The 14,943-nt window shown below is 70.3% G+C and carries 16 protein-coding genes; 7 read left to right on the top strand and 9 right to left on the bottom strand.

Going from position 1 to position 14,943, the window contains the following annotated elements; translation table 11 throughout:
• Window positions 1–98: 98 nt before the first annotated feature.
• Window positions 99–1,472 carry a serine hydrolase domain-containing protein gene (locus C9F11_RS20690; protein ID WP_138960674.1) on the top strand — a complete coding sequence of 458 codons (1,374 nt, stop codon included), beginning with the start codon at window positions 99–101 and terminating at the stop codon, window positions 1,470–1,472.
• Between the two features lie 237 nt (window positions 1,473–1,709).
• Here the strand turns inward: C9F11_RS20690 and C9F11_RS20685 are convergent, their stop codons facing one another.
• Together C9F11_RS20685 and C9F11_RS20680 are read right to left on the bottom strand one after the other, a co-directional pair.
• A complete protein-coding gene (locus C9F11_RS20685; RefSeq protein ID WP_030676931.1) occupies window positions 1,710–2,162 on the bottom strand; it encodes a GNAT family N-acetyltransferase in 453 nt (150 codons plus the stop codon).
• Window positions 2,163–2,440: 278 nt separating this feature from the next.
• Window positions 2,441–2,899 carry a MarR family transcriptional regulator gene (locus C9F11_RS20680; protein ID WP_138960673.1) on the bottom strand — a complete coding sequence of 153 codons (459 nt, stop codon included), beginning with the start codon at window positions 2,897–2,899 and terminating at the stop codon, window positions 2,441–2,443.
• A 145-nt stretch (window positions 2,900–3,044) separates the two neighbouring features.
• Between C9F11_RS20680 and C9F11_RS20675 the strand changes: the two genes are divergently transcribed.
• Both C9F11_RS20675 and C9F11_RS20670 read left to right on the top strand, forming a co-directional pair.
• Window positions 3,045–4,256 carry an MFS transporter gene (locus C9F11_RS20675; RefSeq protein ID WP_138960672.1) on the top strand — a complete coding sequence of 404 codons (1,212 nt, stop codon included), beginning with the start codon at window positions 3,045–3,047 and terminating at the stop codon, window positions 4,254–4,256.
• Between the two features lie 84 nt (window positions 4,257–4,340).
• Window positions 4,341–4,772: a heme-binding protein gene (locus tag C9F11_RS20670; RefSeq protein ID WP_138960671.1), complete on the top strand. Its 432-nt coding sequence runs from the start codon at window positions 4,341–4,343 to the stop codon at window positions 4,770–4,772.
• A 113-nt stretch (window positions 4,773–4,885) separates the two neighbouring features.
• Here C9F11_RS20670 and C9F11_RS20665 read toward each other — a convergent pair whose 3' ends face one another.
• The gene (locus C9F11_RS20665; protein WP_138960670.1) at window positions 4,886–5,764 is read right to left on the bottom strand and encodes a GNAT family N-acetyltransferase; all 879 of its coding nucleotides are present in this window, start codon (window positions 5,762–5,764) and stop codon (window positions 4,886–4,888) included.
• A gap of 5 nt (window positions 5,765–5,769) precedes the next feature.
• Complete coding sequence (locus C9F11_RS20660) at window positions 5,770–6,351, bottom strand: DUF2269 domain-containing protein (RefSeq protein WP_138960669.1); 582 nt, start codon at window positions 6,349–6,351, stop codon at window positions 5,770–5,772.
• A gap of 76 nt (window positions 6,352–6,427) precedes the next feature.
• On the opposite strand from C9F11_RS20660, the gene C9F11_RS20655 reads away from it, so the two are divergent.
• Window positions 6,428–7,099, top strand: a complete 672-nt coding sequence (locus C9F11_RS20655) for an HAD-IB family phosphatase (RefSeq protein WP_138960668.1) — start codon at window positions 6,428–6,430, stop codon at window positions 7,097–7,099.
• Window positions 7,100–8,057: 958 nt separating this feature from the next.
• A complete protein-coding gene (locus C9F11_RS20650; RefSeq protein ID WP_249401806.1) occupies window positions 8,058–9,431 on the top strand; it encodes a globin domain-containing protein in 1,374 nt (457 codons plus the stop codon).
• An 80-nt stretch (window positions 9,432–9,511) separates the two neighbouring features.
• Here C9F11_RS20650 and C9F11_RS20645 read toward each other — a convergent pair whose 3' ends face one another.
• The 5 genes from C9F11_RS20645 to C9F11_RS20625 all read right to left on the bottom strand — a co-directional run bounded on the left by C9F11_RS20645 (window position 9,512) and on the right by C9F11_RS20625 (window position 13,458).
• Window positions 9,512–9,994 carry an NUDIX hydrolase gene (locus tag C9F11_RS20645; protein ID WP_138960666.1) on the bottom strand — a complete coding sequence of 161 codons (483 nt, stop codon included), beginning with the start codon at window positions 9,992–9,994 and terminating at the stop codon, window positions 9,512–9,514.
• Window positions 9,995–10,053: 59 nt separating this feature from the next.
• Window positions 10,054–10,959 carry a LysR family transcriptional regulator gene (locus C9F11_RS20640; protein ID WP_138960665.1) on the bottom strand — a complete coding sequence of 302 codons (906 nt, stop codon included), beginning with the start codon at window positions 10,957–10,959 and terminating at the stop codon, window positions 10,054–10,056.
• 251 nt (window positions 10,960–11,210) lie between these two features.
• Window positions 11,211–12,380 carry a cystathionine gamma-lyase gene (locus C9F11_RS20635; RefSeq protein ID WP_138966782.1) on the bottom strand — a complete coding sequence of 390 codons (1,170 nt, stop codon included), beginning with the start codon at window positions 12,378–12,380 and terminating at the stop codon, window positions 11,211–11,213.
• Between the two features lie 155 nt (window positions 12,381–12,535).
• Window positions 12,536–13,069 carry a low molecular weight protein-tyrosine-phosphatase gene (locus C9F11_RS20630; protein WP_138960664.1) on the bottom strand — a complete coding sequence of 178 codons (534 nt, stop codon included), beginning with the start codon at window positions 13,067–13,069 and terminating at the stop codon, window positions 12,536–12,538.
• Between the two features lie 8 nt (window positions 13,070–13,077).
• A complete protein-coding gene (locus C9F11_RS20625) occupies window positions 13,078–13,458 on the bottom strand; it encodes a phage holin family protein (RefSeq protein ID WP_138960663.1) in 381 nt (126 codons plus the stop codon).
• 71 nt (window positions 13,459–13,529) lie between these two features.
• Here C9F11_RS20625 and C9F11_RS20620 point away from each other — a divergent pair, with 71 nt between their 5' ends.
• The gene (locus C9F11_RS20620; RefSeq protein WP_138960662.1) at window positions 13,530–13,847 is read left to right on the top strand and encodes a cupin domain-containing protein; all 318 of its coding nucleotides are present in this window, start codon (window positions 13,530–13,532) and stop codon (window positions 13,845–13,847) included.
• Between the two features lie 368 nt (window positions 13,848–14,215).
• Complete coding sequence (locus C9F11_RS20615; RefSeq protein WP_138960661.1) at window positions 14,216–14,443, top strand: DUF5326 family protein; 228 nt, start codon at window positions 14,216–14,218, stop codon at window positions 14,441–14,443.
• The last annotated feature ends 500 nt before the right edge of the window (window positions 14,444–14,943 follow it).

Raw genomic sequence — 14,943 nt, 5'->3', positions numbered from 1 at the left:
GCGAAAGCGTCCCTGTGGATACGGATGCATTCACAGTGGATACGGATGCGTTCGTAATGGGCTCGACGCTGGGGCACCCGCCCGTATGAACTGGCCCTATGACAAACGAAGAGCTGCTTCCCTCTACGCGCCGCGCCTTGACCCATCGGATTGCCACCGCTCAGACGGAGGGGCGAGCGCCGTCCCTGGTCGCTGCCGTCGTGCGGGGAGGTGAGCTGGTGTGGACGGGAAGCCGGACCTCGGTCGACGGCCATGGGCCGGACGAGAACGTGCAGTACCGCATCGGATCGATCACCAAGACGTTCACCGCCGTCCTGGTGATGCGGCTCCGCGACGAGGGCCTGCTCGATCTCTCCGATCCGCTGGAGAAGCACCTGCCGGGCACCGGCGTAGGGGAGGTCACGATCGCTGAACTCCTGTCGCACCGGGGCGGACTCGCGGCCGAGACGCCGGGGCAGTGGTGGGAGCGCAGCCCCGCGTCACTGCGACCCGAGCTGAGTGACGTCCTTGGGGAGCAACCCTTCAAGCACCCGGTGGGGCGCCGCTTCCACTACTCCAACCCCGGCTACACACTCCTGGGTTCGCTGATCGAGGCGTTGCGCGGTGCGCCGTGGGAGGAGGTACTGCGCAGGGAGGTCCTGGAACCGCTCGGCCTGAACCGTACGAGCGGGCAGCCGATGGCTCCGCACGCGGGTGGCTGGGCGGTGCATCCGTGGGCCGATGTGTTGCTGCCGGAGCCCGTGGAGGACCTGGGACTCATGGCTCCGGCAGGGCAGCTGTGGTCGACGACGGCTGACCTGGCGCGCTTCGCCGTGTTCCTGATGCGGGGCGATGACCGAGTGCTCTGTCTCGAAACGGTCCGGGAGATGAAGGCGCCGGCGGCGGTCGCGGAGCTCGGTGACGCGGAGCAGACGTACGGGCTTGGCGTCGGCATCGTCCGGTTCAGCGGTGGCGCGCTCATCGGGCACACGGGCTCGCTGCCGGGCTTCGTCGCCAGCCTGTGGACCTGTGAGGAGGCCGATGTCGCGGCCGTGGTCCTCGCCAACTGCACCTCCGGCCTCCCGGTGGCCACGGTGGCGGCCGAGCTCGTAGGGATCGTGGCGGAGGCGGAGCCGCGCATCCCTGAGCCCTGGCGGCCGCTGCGTGAGGTCGACCCGGCCGTACTGGAGCTGACCGGGCCTTGGTACTGGGGGACCAGTGTCCAGGTGCTGCGCCTCGCGGCGGATGGCGCGGTTCAGCTGGGCTCGCTCGCGGGCGGCGGCCGTGGTTCGAGCTTCCGGCCGAACGGTGACGGGACGTGGACCGGGCTCGACGGGTACTACGCGGGTGAGCTTCTGCGAGCGGTTCGGCGGCCGGACGGCTCGGTGAGCCATCTCGACCTGGGGTCGTTCGTCTTCACGCGGGAGCCGTACGACGCGAAGGCTCCGGTGCCCGGCGGGGTGGACCCGGAGGGGTGGCGGGGCCTCGCGTAGTCCGCGACCAGGAACTGACTGCGATCAACAGGAACTGACTGCGGCCAAGAGGCGATTGCGGTCAAGGGCCGACCGCGTGGTCAAGGGCCGACCGCGTGGTCAAGGGCCGACCGCGTGGACAAGGGGCGATCGCGGAGACGCAGGCCAGGTTGTCCTGTTTCACGTGAAACAGCGAAGCAGGACAACCTGGGCCTTTCGCTTCGTATGGCAGCGGCCGTTCAGGCGCCATCGCCCGCTTCAGAGCTGGAGCTTGAAGCCCACGTGCGAGGCCGTGAAGCCCAGACGCTCGTAGAAGCGATGGGCGTCGGTGCGAGTCGCGTCCGAGGTCAGCTGCACCAACTGGCAGCCCTGGCGCCGGGATTCATCGACGGCCCACTCGATGAACCGGGTGCCGAGGCCGCTGCCGCGCTCCTCGGCGTGCACGCGTACCGCTTCGATGATCGACCGCGTGGCACCCTTCCGGGACAGACCCGGAATGATCGTGAGCTGGAGCGTGCCGACGACGCGGCCTTCGCGGACGGCGACGACCAGGTGCTGGTTCGGGTCCTCGGCGAGCCGCTGGAAGGCGGGGAAGTACGGGGTGAGGTCGTCCAGCGACTCGCGCTGGGCGCCCAGGGGGTCGTCCGCCAGCATGGCCACGATCGCGGGGATGTCATCGGCGACGGCAGGTCGTATCTCAAGATCTCCCATGGCCGCAGCCTATGCGTAGGCGGCTGGCCGAGGGGTTGGGGTCGGCGGTGACCTGAGGGTGCCGCCCTGGCGTGATGATCTGGGGCCTGTGGGGCCTGTGGGGCCTGTGGGGGCCTGTCGGGCTGAGGCGACTACTGGCTCATGCGCTCGCCGCGCGCACCCTCCACCGCGCTCCCCGCCCCCTCAGCCCAACGCCCGACGCTCGCCGCCCGACAGGCCGTGGCTCACACGTAGGCCATGGCTCACACGCAAGCTGTGCCTCACACGCAAGCCGTGCCTCACACAGGCGCGCGCACCGTTTCGACGACCCGGACCAGCGGGGCGAGCTCAGGGTTCTGCGCGGCCTCGTCCAGGGCCTCGCGCAGGGCCGCGTCGTTGGTGGGCCGGGCCTCGGCGAGGAGCTGGGTGCCGCTGTCGCTGACGTTCGTGTAGATGCCGCGCCGGTCCGTGGGGCACAGATAGCGCAGGAGGAGACCGCGCTCCTCGAGCCGGGTGACCAGGCGGGTGGTGGCGCTCTGGCTGAGGACCACGGCATCGGCGACCTGCTTCATCTGCAGATGGCCGCCCTCGCCGTCGTGCTGGCGGCTGAGCACGTCGAGCAGGCTGTACTCCCGCACGCTCAGGCCGTGCTTGGCCTGGAGTGCCCGCTCCACATGGGACTCGATCTTCCCGTGGAGCAGGGAGAGCGCGCACCAGCCCTGGGCCAGCGCGGTGAGTGCGGGGTCGGTCGCTGTCATGGCGTTCCTCCGTCTTCCTGCGTCCCAGAGCGGCTGCGTCCAGGATAGTCCACTGCTGCAATATCCAGCGCTTGCAATTAACCCGCGCCTGCAACTATTGTGGACGCACGTTAAGCGCTCCCGCAATCGTTTGGAAGGTAGCTCCATGCCTCTCGCGCTTCTGGCCCTAGCGATCGGGGCCTTCGGAATCGGGACCACCGAGTTCGTGATCATGGGACTCCTTCCCGAGGTCGCGGGTGACTTCGACGTCTCCATCCCCACGGCAGGGTTCCTCGTGACCGGCTACGCCCTGGGCGTCGTGCTGGGTGCCCCGCTGATGACCGCCCTCGGCACCCGCATCTCGCGGAAGCGGATGCTCATGCTGCTGATGGGCCTGTTCATCGCGGGCAATCTGCTCTCGGCCGTCGCACCGGCCTTCGGCGTGATGCTCGCCGGACGCGTCGTCGCCTCCCTCGCCCACGGTGCCTTCTTCGGCATCGGCTCGGTCGTCGCGGCCGAGCTGGTCGCCCCCGAGAAGAAGGCCGGGGCCATCGCCACCATGTTCTCGGGTCTGACCGTGGCCAATGTGGTCGGCGTCCCGCTGGGTACGTTCGTCGGCCAGGCCATCGGCTGGCGGATCACCTTCGTCATCGTCGCCGCCCTGGGTGTGGTCGGCCTCGTCGGTGTCGCCAAGCTCGTACCGGACCTGCCCAAGCCCGCGGGTGTGAGCCTGCGCCAGGAGATCGGCGCGTTCCGCAACGTGCAGGTGCTGCTCGCCATGGCGATGACCGTGCTCGGCTTCGGCGGCGTGTTCGCGGCCATCACCTACATCACGCCGATGATGACGGAGGTCGCCGGCTACTCGGAGTCCTCCGTGACCTGGCTGCTCGTCCTGTTCGGCCTCGGCATGGTTGCCGGCAACCTGATCGGCGGCCGGTTCGCGGACCGCGCGCTGATGCCCATGCTGTACGTCTCGCTCGGCTCGCTGGCCCTCGTCCTCGGTGTCTTCACGCTCACCGCGCACAACAAGATCGCTTCGGCCGTGACCATCATGCTGATCGGCGCCCTGGGCTTCGCCACCGTGCCGCCGCTGCAGAAGCGGGTCCTCGACCAGGCCTCCGGAGCGCCCACGCTCGCCTCCGCCGTCAACATCGGCGCCTTCAACCTGGGCAACGCCCTGTCGGCCTGGCTCGGCGGCATCGTGATCTCCGCGGGCCTCGGTTACACCGCTCCGAACTGGGTCGGTGCCGTGCTCGCCGCGTCCGCCCTGGTCCTCGCCTTCCTGTCGGCGGCGCTGGAGCGCCGGTCCCCCGCGCCCACCAAGGTCGTCACCGGCGCCACCCCCGTGCCCGAGCACGTGGCGGCCGCCCACCACTGACCCCAAGCCTCCCTCGCCCCGGCTTCCACTGGCCCGGGGCGAGGGGCCTCACCGAAACACCGTTCCACCAAGGAGAGACTCCTCGTGAGCACCACCCCCGCCCCCATCGCTGTCGCCCCGCTGACCATCTCCGACGCCGAGGCCCTCGTGAGCGCCGCACACCGCGCCGCCGACGCCGCCGGAGTCCACGTCAGCGTCACCGTCCTCGACGCCGGTGGCCATCTCCTCGCCTTCCGGCGTGACGACCGGGCGGTGCTGATCGCCGGCGAGACCAGCACGCGCAAGGCGTACACCGCGCTCCAGCTGAACACCCCGACCGCCGACCTCGTGGACGCCGTCCAGCCCGGCGGCCTCTTCCACACGCTGCCGACGGCCCTCGACCGGCCGCTGCTGTTCATCGCGGGTGGCGTGCCCGTCCACCGCGACGGCCGTCTCATCGGCGCCATCGGTGTCGGTGGTGGCGCCCCGGAGCAGGACCACGGATTCGCGACGACGGCCGTGGAGGCCCTCGTCTAACCCCTGCCTCACCTCACCGGGCCCGACCGGGGCCCAACGGAAAGCCCGCCCTCACCGCCGGAAGAGTCACGGCAGGTGAGGGCGGGCTTCGGCGTGGAAGCGGCCCTACGCGCTCAGCCCGCCGCCACCGTCAGCGGGGCGAACCGGCGCGTCCAGTCACCGAGCAGCTCCGGGATGCCGTACGTCATCACGGAGTTGAAGGCGATGGACTCCAGACCGTGAGCCTTCACCCACGCGAGCAGTTCCTCGTGGCGGACGTCGATGTCCGTGCGCAGCGGGCGGTCGGTACGGGCGCCGAGCGAGGCGATGAGCGCCTTGGCCGTCTCCGTGTCCCGGGCGATCAGCGGGCCGACGACGTGGGTCTCCATGTTCGGCCAGGCCCCCGCGTAGCCGATGATCTCGCCGTCCGCCTCCGCGACCCGTAGCTGATCGGTGAAGGCAGGGAGGCGGGTGATGATGTGGGTGCGGTCGAGGCCGAAGACCTCTGTGTCGAGCCGGACCAGGGTGGGCAGGTCCTCCGCGGTCGCCGCCCGGGTGGCGATGCCCGGCGCCTGTGCGTCCGAGCCGTCGACGGTGAAGCGGCCGCGGACCATTTCGGCGCGGCCGGTCGTCTTGAAGCCGAGCTCTTCGTAGAGGGGGCGGCCGTTGGGCGTCGCGTGCAGGGTCAGCGGGGTGGTGCCCGCGCCCTCGATGACGGAGCGCATCAGACGGCGGCCGATGCCCTTGCGGGAGTGCCGTTCGGCGACCAGCACCATGCCGATCGCCGACAGTCCTGGGTTCTCGTACGGTCCGTACTGCGTCACGACGCACGCGGCGATGAGGCCGGGGCCGTCGGGGTCGTCGATGCCGTAGCCCGTCCCGGCCGAGAGCAGCAGCCCCCATTTGTGTTCCTCGCGGGGCCAGCCGCGGTCCTCGGACAGATCGGCACAGGCGGTGAGGTCGCGGGGCGTGAGCCTGCGGATGGGCAGTGCGGAGAGGGAAGGTGTCGACACGCGGGTCAGGCTGTCTGACGCATGACCTCGGCGTCCACCTCTTTGTGGGGAGAAGCACGTTGCTTTTCGCCAAGTTTCCTCTGGCCACGCTGGTGAGCGGCGCGCAGGCGGCGGCCCCGCCGGGTCGGCCCCCAGGGCTTGAGCACGGAGATGACCGTCATGAAGAGGTAAGCGCTGAGGGAGACGATCGGTCCCATGATGAGGTCGGTCGAACTGGCCAGGGCGTCCCCTGCGGACACGGTCGCGACCGCTTCGTTGATCCCCGGCCGTAGCGCGAAGGTCGACGCGGCCGTCGTCGCCAGCGTCAGCCAGAACTTCGTGTACACCCAGCGATGGCGGGCGAGCCCCCAGGACGTACCGAGTGAGAGCAGCAGGCCGCTCAGCAGGGTGAGGAGTGCCAGGGGGAGGACGAGCCAGTCGGTGAAGACCTTCATCGCACGGACGGAGGCCTCAATGGTCGGGTGGGAGTCGGTGGTGATCGCGGCCGTGGCGAGCGCGAGCAGCCCGAGGGTGAGCCCGAGCCAGCCCGCCGAGGCGGCGACATGGACAACGAGGGTGGCCCGGCGTGCGGGACGACGTAGTTTCACGTGAAACACCGTGCCGGGAGCGGCGGACCACGGCGTCTGACAGCGGGAGTAACCGCGGGTACTAGCCTCGGCGTACATGGCACGTCTACACCTCTTCGACCTGGATGGAACGCTGCTGTACGGCACGGCGGCACCTGTGGAGATTTCCCGGCAACTGGGGCTGGAGCAAGAAATAGCCGCACTTGAACGGGATTTCGTCTCGGGTCGTATCGATTCGGCTCAGTACGGAGTACGGGTCCACGGGCTGTGGGCGGATCTCACGGACGCCCATGTGGGGACGGCCTTCGACGGTGCGCCCTGGTTGTCCGGCATCCAGGACACCTGGGCCGAGATCCGGGCGAACGGCGACTACTGCGCCGTGGTCTCGCTCTCGCCCTCGTTCTTCGTCGAGCGTCTGCTCGGCTGGGGCGCCCACGCCGCGCTCGGCTCCCGCTTCCCCTCGGTGCCGTTCCGCGAGCCCGTGGACCCCACGGGCATCCTCAACGCGGCGGCCAAGGTGAAGGTCGCGAACCGGCTCTGTGAAGAGTTCGGCGTGGACCGGGCCGACTGCGTTGCCTATGGCGACTCGCTCTCCGACCTGGATCTGTTCGCCGCGGTGCCGGTTTCGGTCGCGGTCAACGCGGATGCGCGGCTGGTCGACCTGGCCACTCACTCCTACGTCGGGCGGGATCTGCGACAGGCGTACGCGTTGGTGCGCGCTTCGGTGAGGGAAGCAGTCGGAGAGGGTGGACCCCAGAATTCCGAATGAAAGAAGGGCACTTGTGTGTTCGACGGGTGCCGGTATGGTCGAGTCCGGTTCAAGCCGGGTGGGATTCGGTGCGCGCTGGGCGAGCGGGAGACGCACCCCTGGAGGCGCGCACGGATCGGCAAAGTTTAACGGGGTAAAGAGATCGAGAACCCGTTCTTCCGGCTAAGGGCCCCGCACGACGGGCGTGGATGCGATGCTGCGGGAGAGGTGACTGCGGCCAATGTCACATCTTTCCCTACTTGTCCGTAAAGCGTGGGGCGTCAGGGTTCAATGTGATCAACATGGGTTGCCGAGGCAGGGCGGGAAAGCAGGCACCTTCCGGTGAGGAAGTGCGCGGACCGACTGAGAGATGTTCGAGGCGAGGCACAGCATGGACGCTCCGACCACCACGTCGGCGGGCAACGGCACTTCCGGGCACGGCGGTAACTGGTTCACGCCACGGAGGCCGCCGGAGCGGCCGGAGGAGACGGCTGCCGCCGACGAGGGCGCGGACAGCGCGGAGCATGCCGAGCCGGGCCATGAGGGCCCGGAGGGCCGTGAGCGCACGCACCGCCAAGTGCCCGAGGGGCGGCGCGTAGCGACCATACGGCCCCTCGGCAGACCGGCCGCCGGGCCTGCCGAAGCCGAGGCGGGGCGAATACCGCCTGCCCGGTTCGCCGCGCCGGGACCGACTCCCGAGCCGGTCCCGGAAGCAGCGGCAACTGCCCAGGAGCCCACGCCCGACACGTCCTTCCGTACGGCTGCTGAGACTTCGTGGTGGACGGTGGCAGGGCGCACGCCAACCAGTTCCGGAGGCACCGGCGTTGCCGCGCCGGGCAGCGGCACGGCTACGCTTCCGGCTCCCGAAGACGGGGCCAGGCCTCCGGTGCCCGACGCCGTGGACACAGCTCCGGCTGCCGCGGACGTGAAGGCTACGGAGGACGCGGGCCCGGGAGTCGGCGCTCCGTCCGCAGGGAGCGTGACTCCGGAAGTCAGCGTTCCGGCCGCAGGAAGCGTGGCTCTGGAAGCTAGCGTTCCGGCCGTGGAGGACGCGGGCGCGGAATTCGCCGCTCCCGCCATAGGCGGCAGCGGCGGCGCTCAGACCACACGGGGCAGAGGCCCGGAAGGCAACGCTCCGACCGCAGCAGGCGCGTCCCCGGAAGCCGACGCCCAAGCAGGCGCGTCCCCGGCAGCCAACGCCCCAGCCCACCCCGACCTCCCCAAGGCCTCTCCCGAGCCGGCCCCGTCCCCCGACGCCGTTCTCATCCAGCGCACCATGGCCGAGATCGCCCCCATCGCCGACAAAGTCACCTCGTACTTCTACGCGCTGCTCTTCACCCGCCACCCCGACCTGCGCGCGCTGTTCCCCGCGGCGATGGACACCCAGCGCGACCGGCTTCTGACGGCCCTGCTGACCGCCGCGGAACACATCGACCAGGCCGACGTCCTCGTCGACTACCTGCGCAACCTCGGTCGCGGGCACCGCAAGTACGGCACGCAGTCCGAGCACTACCCGGCCGTCGGGGAGTGTCTGATCGGGGCGCTGAGCCGGTACGCGAGCGCGGTCTGGGACGACGACACCGAGGCCGCGTGGGTCCGTACGTACACGACGATCTCCCAGGTGATGATCGACGCGGCGGCCGAGGACGAGCTGCGCGCACCGGCCTGGTGGTACGCCGAGGTGGTCTCGCACGACCTGCGGACGTCCGACATCGCCGTCATCACCGTCCGCCCGGACCAGCCCTACCCCTTCCTCGCCGGGCAGTACACGAGCCTGGAGACGCCGTGGTGGCCGCGCATCTGGCGGCACTACTCCTTCGCTTCGGCGCCGCGCTCCGACGGGCTGCTCTCCTTCCACGTCAAGGCGGTCCCGGCGGGCTGGGTCTCCAACGCGCTGGTGCACCACGCGCGCCCCGGTGACGTGCTCAGGCTCGGGCCGCCGTCCGGCTCCATGACCGTCGACCACAGCACGGACAGCGGGCTGCTCTGTCTCGGCGGCGGAACCGGCATCGCCCCCATCAAAGCCCTCGTGGAGGACGTCGCCGAGCACGGCAGACGGCGCCCCGTCGAAGTCTTCTACGGCGCCCGCACCAACCACGACCTGTACGACATCGACACCATGCTGCGGCTCCAGCGGACGCACCCCTGGCTGGCCGTCCGCCCAGTCGTCGACACGCGCGCGCAGCTGCCGGACGCCGTGCGCGAGTACGGCCCGTGGAACGAGTACGACGCGTATCTGTCAGGCCCGCCCGGAATGATCCGCAGCGGTGTCGACGCGCTGCGGGACGTGGGCATACCGGAGGGCCGGATCAGGCACGACGCGGTGGAGGAACTGGTCGCCGCGGGTGGCTGACCGCCATGGGCGGCTGATGAGCAGGGGCGGATGACCACCGCGGCACCAAAGGCGGCGCCGAAGCCCCGTTGCCAGGAGCTTCAGCCCAGATCAGGCGCGTGCATCGCGCGTACGCCCTCGATGTTGCCGTCCAGATAGTGCCGTAGCGACAGCGGCACGAGGTGGACCGAGGCGATGCCGACACGGGTGAACGGCACCCGGACGATCTCGTACTCGCCGCTCGGCTCCTCGACTTCGGGGCCGTGCCGCTGGCCCGGGTCCATGGATTCCAGGCGGCAGACGAAGAAGTGCTGCACCTTCACGCCGGTGGCACCACCGTCCTCGCCGATGTGCTCGACCGTGTCCACGAAGCACGGCACCACATCAGTGATCTTGGCGCCCAGTTCCTCGTGCACCTCGCGGTGGAGCGCGTCGACCACCGTCGCGTCCTCGGCCTCCACCCCACCGCCGGGGGTGACCCAGTACGGATCCACGCCGGGCTTGGTCCGCTTGATGAGGATCAGATGGTTCCCGTCCAGAAGGACGGCACGTGCGGTGCGCTTGACCACTGGTCGGACGGTCATGGGAGAAATGTGGCCCGGACTGTTCCACGTGAAACATCGCGAACCAGTCGGGGCTCGCCTTATGTCCAGTCGACCGCAGCGCGCAGCAGCCACTCGTGCGCCCGCGCGATGTGCGGCATGGCGAGTGTGCCGGTGCGTACGACGAGGAAATACGTCCGCAGCGGGGGCACCGCGGGGTCGAGCAGCGCCACGACCTCGCACCGCTCCAGGGCGGGCGTGCACAGATAGCGGGGCAGGACGGCGAGCCCGGCGCCCTGGATCACACAGGCCAGAACGGCCCGCAGATCCGGCACGATGACGGCGCCCGACGCGGCCGGGCGGGAGTCGAAGACGGCGGCCCAGTAGCGGGAGACGAGCGGCAGCGACTCGTGGACCTCCACGACCGGCAGGTTCTCAACCGTCAGGGCGCCCTTGCGGCGCAGTTTGCCGGGCCCGATCAGGGCGGCCCAGCGCGGTGCCGCGACCAGGACGTGCTCCTCGTCGCAGAGCGGTGTCGCGGTGAGCAGAGCGCCACGGGGGCGGGCGGTGGTGATGGCCAGGTCGTGGTGTCCGGCGGCGAGCCCCTCCAGGACCTCCTCGGCGTTGCCGAACGACGCACGCAGGGCGAAACCCTGCCCGTCGGCCCCGGTCAGCGCGGTGAGGGTCGGAAGGGCCCGCTCCGCCGTGAACTCGGGTGGTCCCGCGAGGTGCAGGGTGCGAATCGACGAGTCCTCGTCGAGCCCGGCCTCGGCGATCTCCACCAGCGCGTCGAGGTGCGGGGCGGCCTTGTGGGCGAGCTCGTCGCCGATGGTCGTCGGGGTGACGCCTCGGGCCTGGCGCAGAAAGAGCGGACGGCCCAGCTGGCGCTCCAGCGTGCGGATCTGCGAGGTCACCGCGGGCTGGGACAGACCGAGGAGAGCGGCGGCACGGGTGAACGAGCCGGCCCGGTGCACCGTGACGAATGTGCGCAACAGGGCCAGATCCATGGTCTCACCCTCTCCTCCCTGTCGGCCCCCGGCGCAGCACAACTATAAATTTGTCGATAGGTTGCTGTCGCTACTGTGATTGGACACTGACACAGAGTCAACTAGCCTTGTTCGCGCGGTTCTTCGCGCGCAGAACCGAGGGCGGTCCGAGCCACGAGGGGGGAGGTTCGGACCGTCCGATGTACGTAGCTCCGTACGTCCGCCCCGGAGGCCGAGTACGGGAGCATGCCCCGGCCGGGCGGTGGCGGGGCTCAGTCCGCCGTCTCGTCCAGCGCACGCAGCACATCGGCCACCAGGTCCTCGGCGTCCTCAGCCCCGGCCGAGAAGCGGATGAACCCTTCCGGAACGGCGTCCCCGCCCCAGCGGCCGCGCCGCTCGGCGGTGGAACGCACACCTCCGAAGCTTGTCGCGTCGTCCACGAGCCGCAGTGCGTCGAGGAAGCGGTCCGCACGCAGGCGTGAGGGCAGCACGAACGAGACCACACACCCGAAGCGCCGCATCTGCCGGGCCGCGATCTTGTGCGAGGGGTCGTCGGACAGGCCCGGGTAGCGCAGGCCGGTCACGTCGGCGTGGCCGCGCAGCGCCTCGGCGACAGCCAGGGCGTTCGCGTTCTGCCGGTCGACGCGCAGCTGGAGCGTGGCGAGCGATCGGTGCGCCAGCCAGGCCTCCATGGGCCCCGGAATGGCGCCGACGATCTTGCGCCAGCGCCGCACGGCGGCCGCGCGCTCGGCATCACGGCAGGTCACGTAGCCGAGCAGGAGGTCGCCGTGGCCGGTGAGCTGCTTGGTGCCGCTGGCCACGGAGAAGTCGGCACCGAGGCCGAGCGGTCGCTGGCCGAGCGGGGTGGCGAGGGTGTTGTCGACGGCGACCAGGGCCCCACGCGCGTGTGCCGCGGCGACGAGCCGACGGACGTCGCAGACGTCGAGGCCGGGGTTCGACGGGGTCTCCAGCCACAGCAGCCGGGCGCCGTCGAGCACGTCGAGCTGCGCGTCGTCGGCCGTGGGCGCGGTGCGGACCTCGATGCCGTACGCGGTGAGCTGCTCACGGACCAGCGGCAGCGCCTGATAGCCGTCGCTCGGCAGCACCACGGCGTCGCCGGCGCGCAGCTGGGAGAAGAGCACCGCGGAGATCGCGGCCATGCCGGAGGCGAAGACCAGCGTCTCCACGTCGCCGTTCGCGTCGTCCGGGGCTTCGAGCTGCCCGATGGCTCGTTCCAGGAGCGTCCAGGTCGGGTTCTCGTCGCGGCCGTAGGTGTACGGACCCGTGGGGTCGCCGGGCAGATGGAAGTGCGCGGCGAACACGGGACCCGGCAGCGTCGGCTCGTGCTTCACGGGCGCGGGGAGCCCGGCGCGCACGGCGCGCGTGCCGTCGCCCGTACCCAGCGGTCGCGCGCTGCCGGGCGCGGCGGTGGGGCTCGCTATTGGAGGGGAGCCCGTGTCACCCGAGCCCGTCGTCGGCGAAGGGTCCGTGCCCGCGTGGGAGCCGGTGGCCGTTGTCGGCGAAGGAGCCGTGCCCTCGCTGGAGCTCGTGGCCGCCGTGGGGCCCGCGCCCGCCGCGCGTATTCGCTCCGATTCCGTCATGCCGACCGTCCTTCCACCGCTTCCCGTACGACGTCGAGCAGGCCCTCGCACGCCGCCTCGACCATCTTCAGGCACTCCTCGAAGCCCACGAAGTCCCCGTAGTACGGATCGGGGACGTCGAGGGCGTCGGCGCCTTCGGCCGAGGGGTCGAACGAGCGCAGCAGCCGAACCTTGTCCGCGTCCTGCGGAGTCCGTGCCAGGCGGCGCAGGGCGCGTTCGTGGCCGCGGTCGAGCGCGACCACGAGGTCGAGCCGCGCGAACCAGTCCGTCCGGAACTGCCGGGCCACGTGCGTGGTGTCGAAGCCCGCCGACGCCAGGACAGCGACGGTACGCGGATCGGCCGCGTCCCCTTCGTGCCAGCCGTCGGTGCCCGCGCTGTCCACCAGGACGAGGCCTTCGAGACCCGCGTCGCGCACCACGGCGCGGAAGACCGACTCGGCCATGGGCGAACGGCAGATGTTGCCGGTGCACACGAAGCAGACGCTGAACGGCGCGGCGGCGGGGCGGGACGACGGGGCGGCGGAGGGCATCGGTCGGGTCAGTCCTTGTGGTCGGGCAGGGCGACGTTCAGCGCCCAGGAGACGATCGAAATGATCAGGCCACCGAACACAGCGGTCCAGAAGCCCTCGACGTGGAAACTGACATCCAGTTTGTCGGAGAGCCACGACGTCAGCAGCAGCATCAAGGCGTTGACCACCAGGGTGATCAGGCCGAGCGTCAGCACGAACAGCGGGAAGGTGAGCACCTGTACGACGGGCTTGACCAGGAAGTTCACCAGGCCGAAGAGCAGTGCGACGACGAGCAGCGTGAGCGCCTTCCCACCCGTGCTGTCGCCGGTGAGCGTGATCTTGTCGAGCAGCCAGACCGCGACGGCCAGAGCCACCGCGTTGGCGATCGTCTTGACTACGAAATTCTTCATGTGTCTGATCGTGGCAGACGTACGTAGACAGCGGTCGGTCCACGACCTGGGGCAAGGGGCGCACAAGAGCGATGAAGGCATTCCGACTGGACGAGCTGGAAGCGGAGCGAGCCGCGAACGACGGCGCGTATCTGCAGTTTCTGCGGGAGCGGAACATGTCGGTCGGGCTCTACGCGCTGGACGCCGGGGAGACCGACCCGCAGCAGCCCCACCGCCAGGACGAGGTGTACATGATCGTCAGCGGCCGCGCGTCGATCACCGTGGGCATGGAGACGACGGAGGTCGCGCGCGGCAGCGTGGTGTACGTCCCGGCCGGAGTGCCGCACAAGTTCCACCACATCACCGAGGACCTGCGGGTTCTCGTCGTGTTCTCGCCGCCGGAACGGTGATGCGCGTGCCCCCGCCGCCCGGGAGGTGAGCTACGTCTCTCCGGGCTCGGGCCGACGGCGTGGGATCCGCCCGGCCGCCGGGCTGTCCGCGTCGAGGCATCGGGCGGCCCGGCCTCTGTTCCTCGGGCTGTCCCGTCCTTGGGCTGTCCGGCCGGGGAGCCTGGGGAGGCATGGGCGCGTCGGCCAGGGGCAGGGGCTGGATCAGGGTCCCAACCCCGGGGTTCCCTAGGGGACGAGTCAGGGGCGGACAAGGGATCTCGCGGCCCCGAACGGACCCTTTCCGTCCTAGCATCGAATGCGAGACACAAGGAATCCGCCCAGCGGCGGAGAACTGAACGCAGTGATGGAGAACGGGAAAGGGCGAGGCAATGCGAGAGATCTTCGCGGGTATGCCGTGGTGGGTGAAGTGGGTCGCGGTGCCGATCGTCGCTCTGGTCGTGTTCGGCGGGCTGATAGCGAGCGTCATCGGCTTCGTGTTCGCCCTGCTCTTCAAGGTGCTGCTCTTCGTGGCCCTGGTCGGCGGACTGATCTACCTGGTGCGGAAGTTCATATCCCGCTCGCCTTCGTCCCGGGGCTCGTCGCACGCCGACTGGTGAGCCCGTCCCGCGATGGGCGGGGCCCCGCAGCGGGCCGACGGGGGGCTCGGGGAGCTCGGGGAGCCTGGCGAGGCGTCTCGGGGCAGGTCGGCTGTGGCCTGCGCAGCGGGCCGCCCGGGGAACGCGTCGTGCTCGCCGGTGACCTTGTCGCACCGACTGGCGGAGCCGCGCCGACTGACCGGCGAGGCCGAGCTGAATGACTGGTGGAGTCACGCCTACTGACCGGCGAGGCCAAGCCCACGGATCAGCGAAGCCGTCGCGCACCGATCAGTAAATCCTCACGCGGTGACCGTGGAAGTCAGCGGGCAGCGTTTGGGGAAAGGCATCGCACACCGACAGGTGAAGTAGCACGTGATTCCCTCCCGAGGGGGAAGTTTCCCCACGCGGGACCCCGGAGCGGTGGCCAAGGGTTAGAGTCCGAAAACCGACGCGGGGCCGTCCCCGCAGGCGGGACCACTGCCCCCTCCCGTGTATCCCCGGCACGGGTGGACCCCCATGTG

It is taken from the genome of Streptomyces sp. YIM 121038 (assembly GCF_006088715.1).
Classification (GTDB): Bacteria; Actinomycetota; Actinomycetes; order Streptomycetales; family Streptomycetaceae; genus Streptomyces.
The sequence above is the reverse complement of the archived record's forward strand: the minus strand, read 5'-3'. Positions and strand labels throughout refer to the sequence as shown.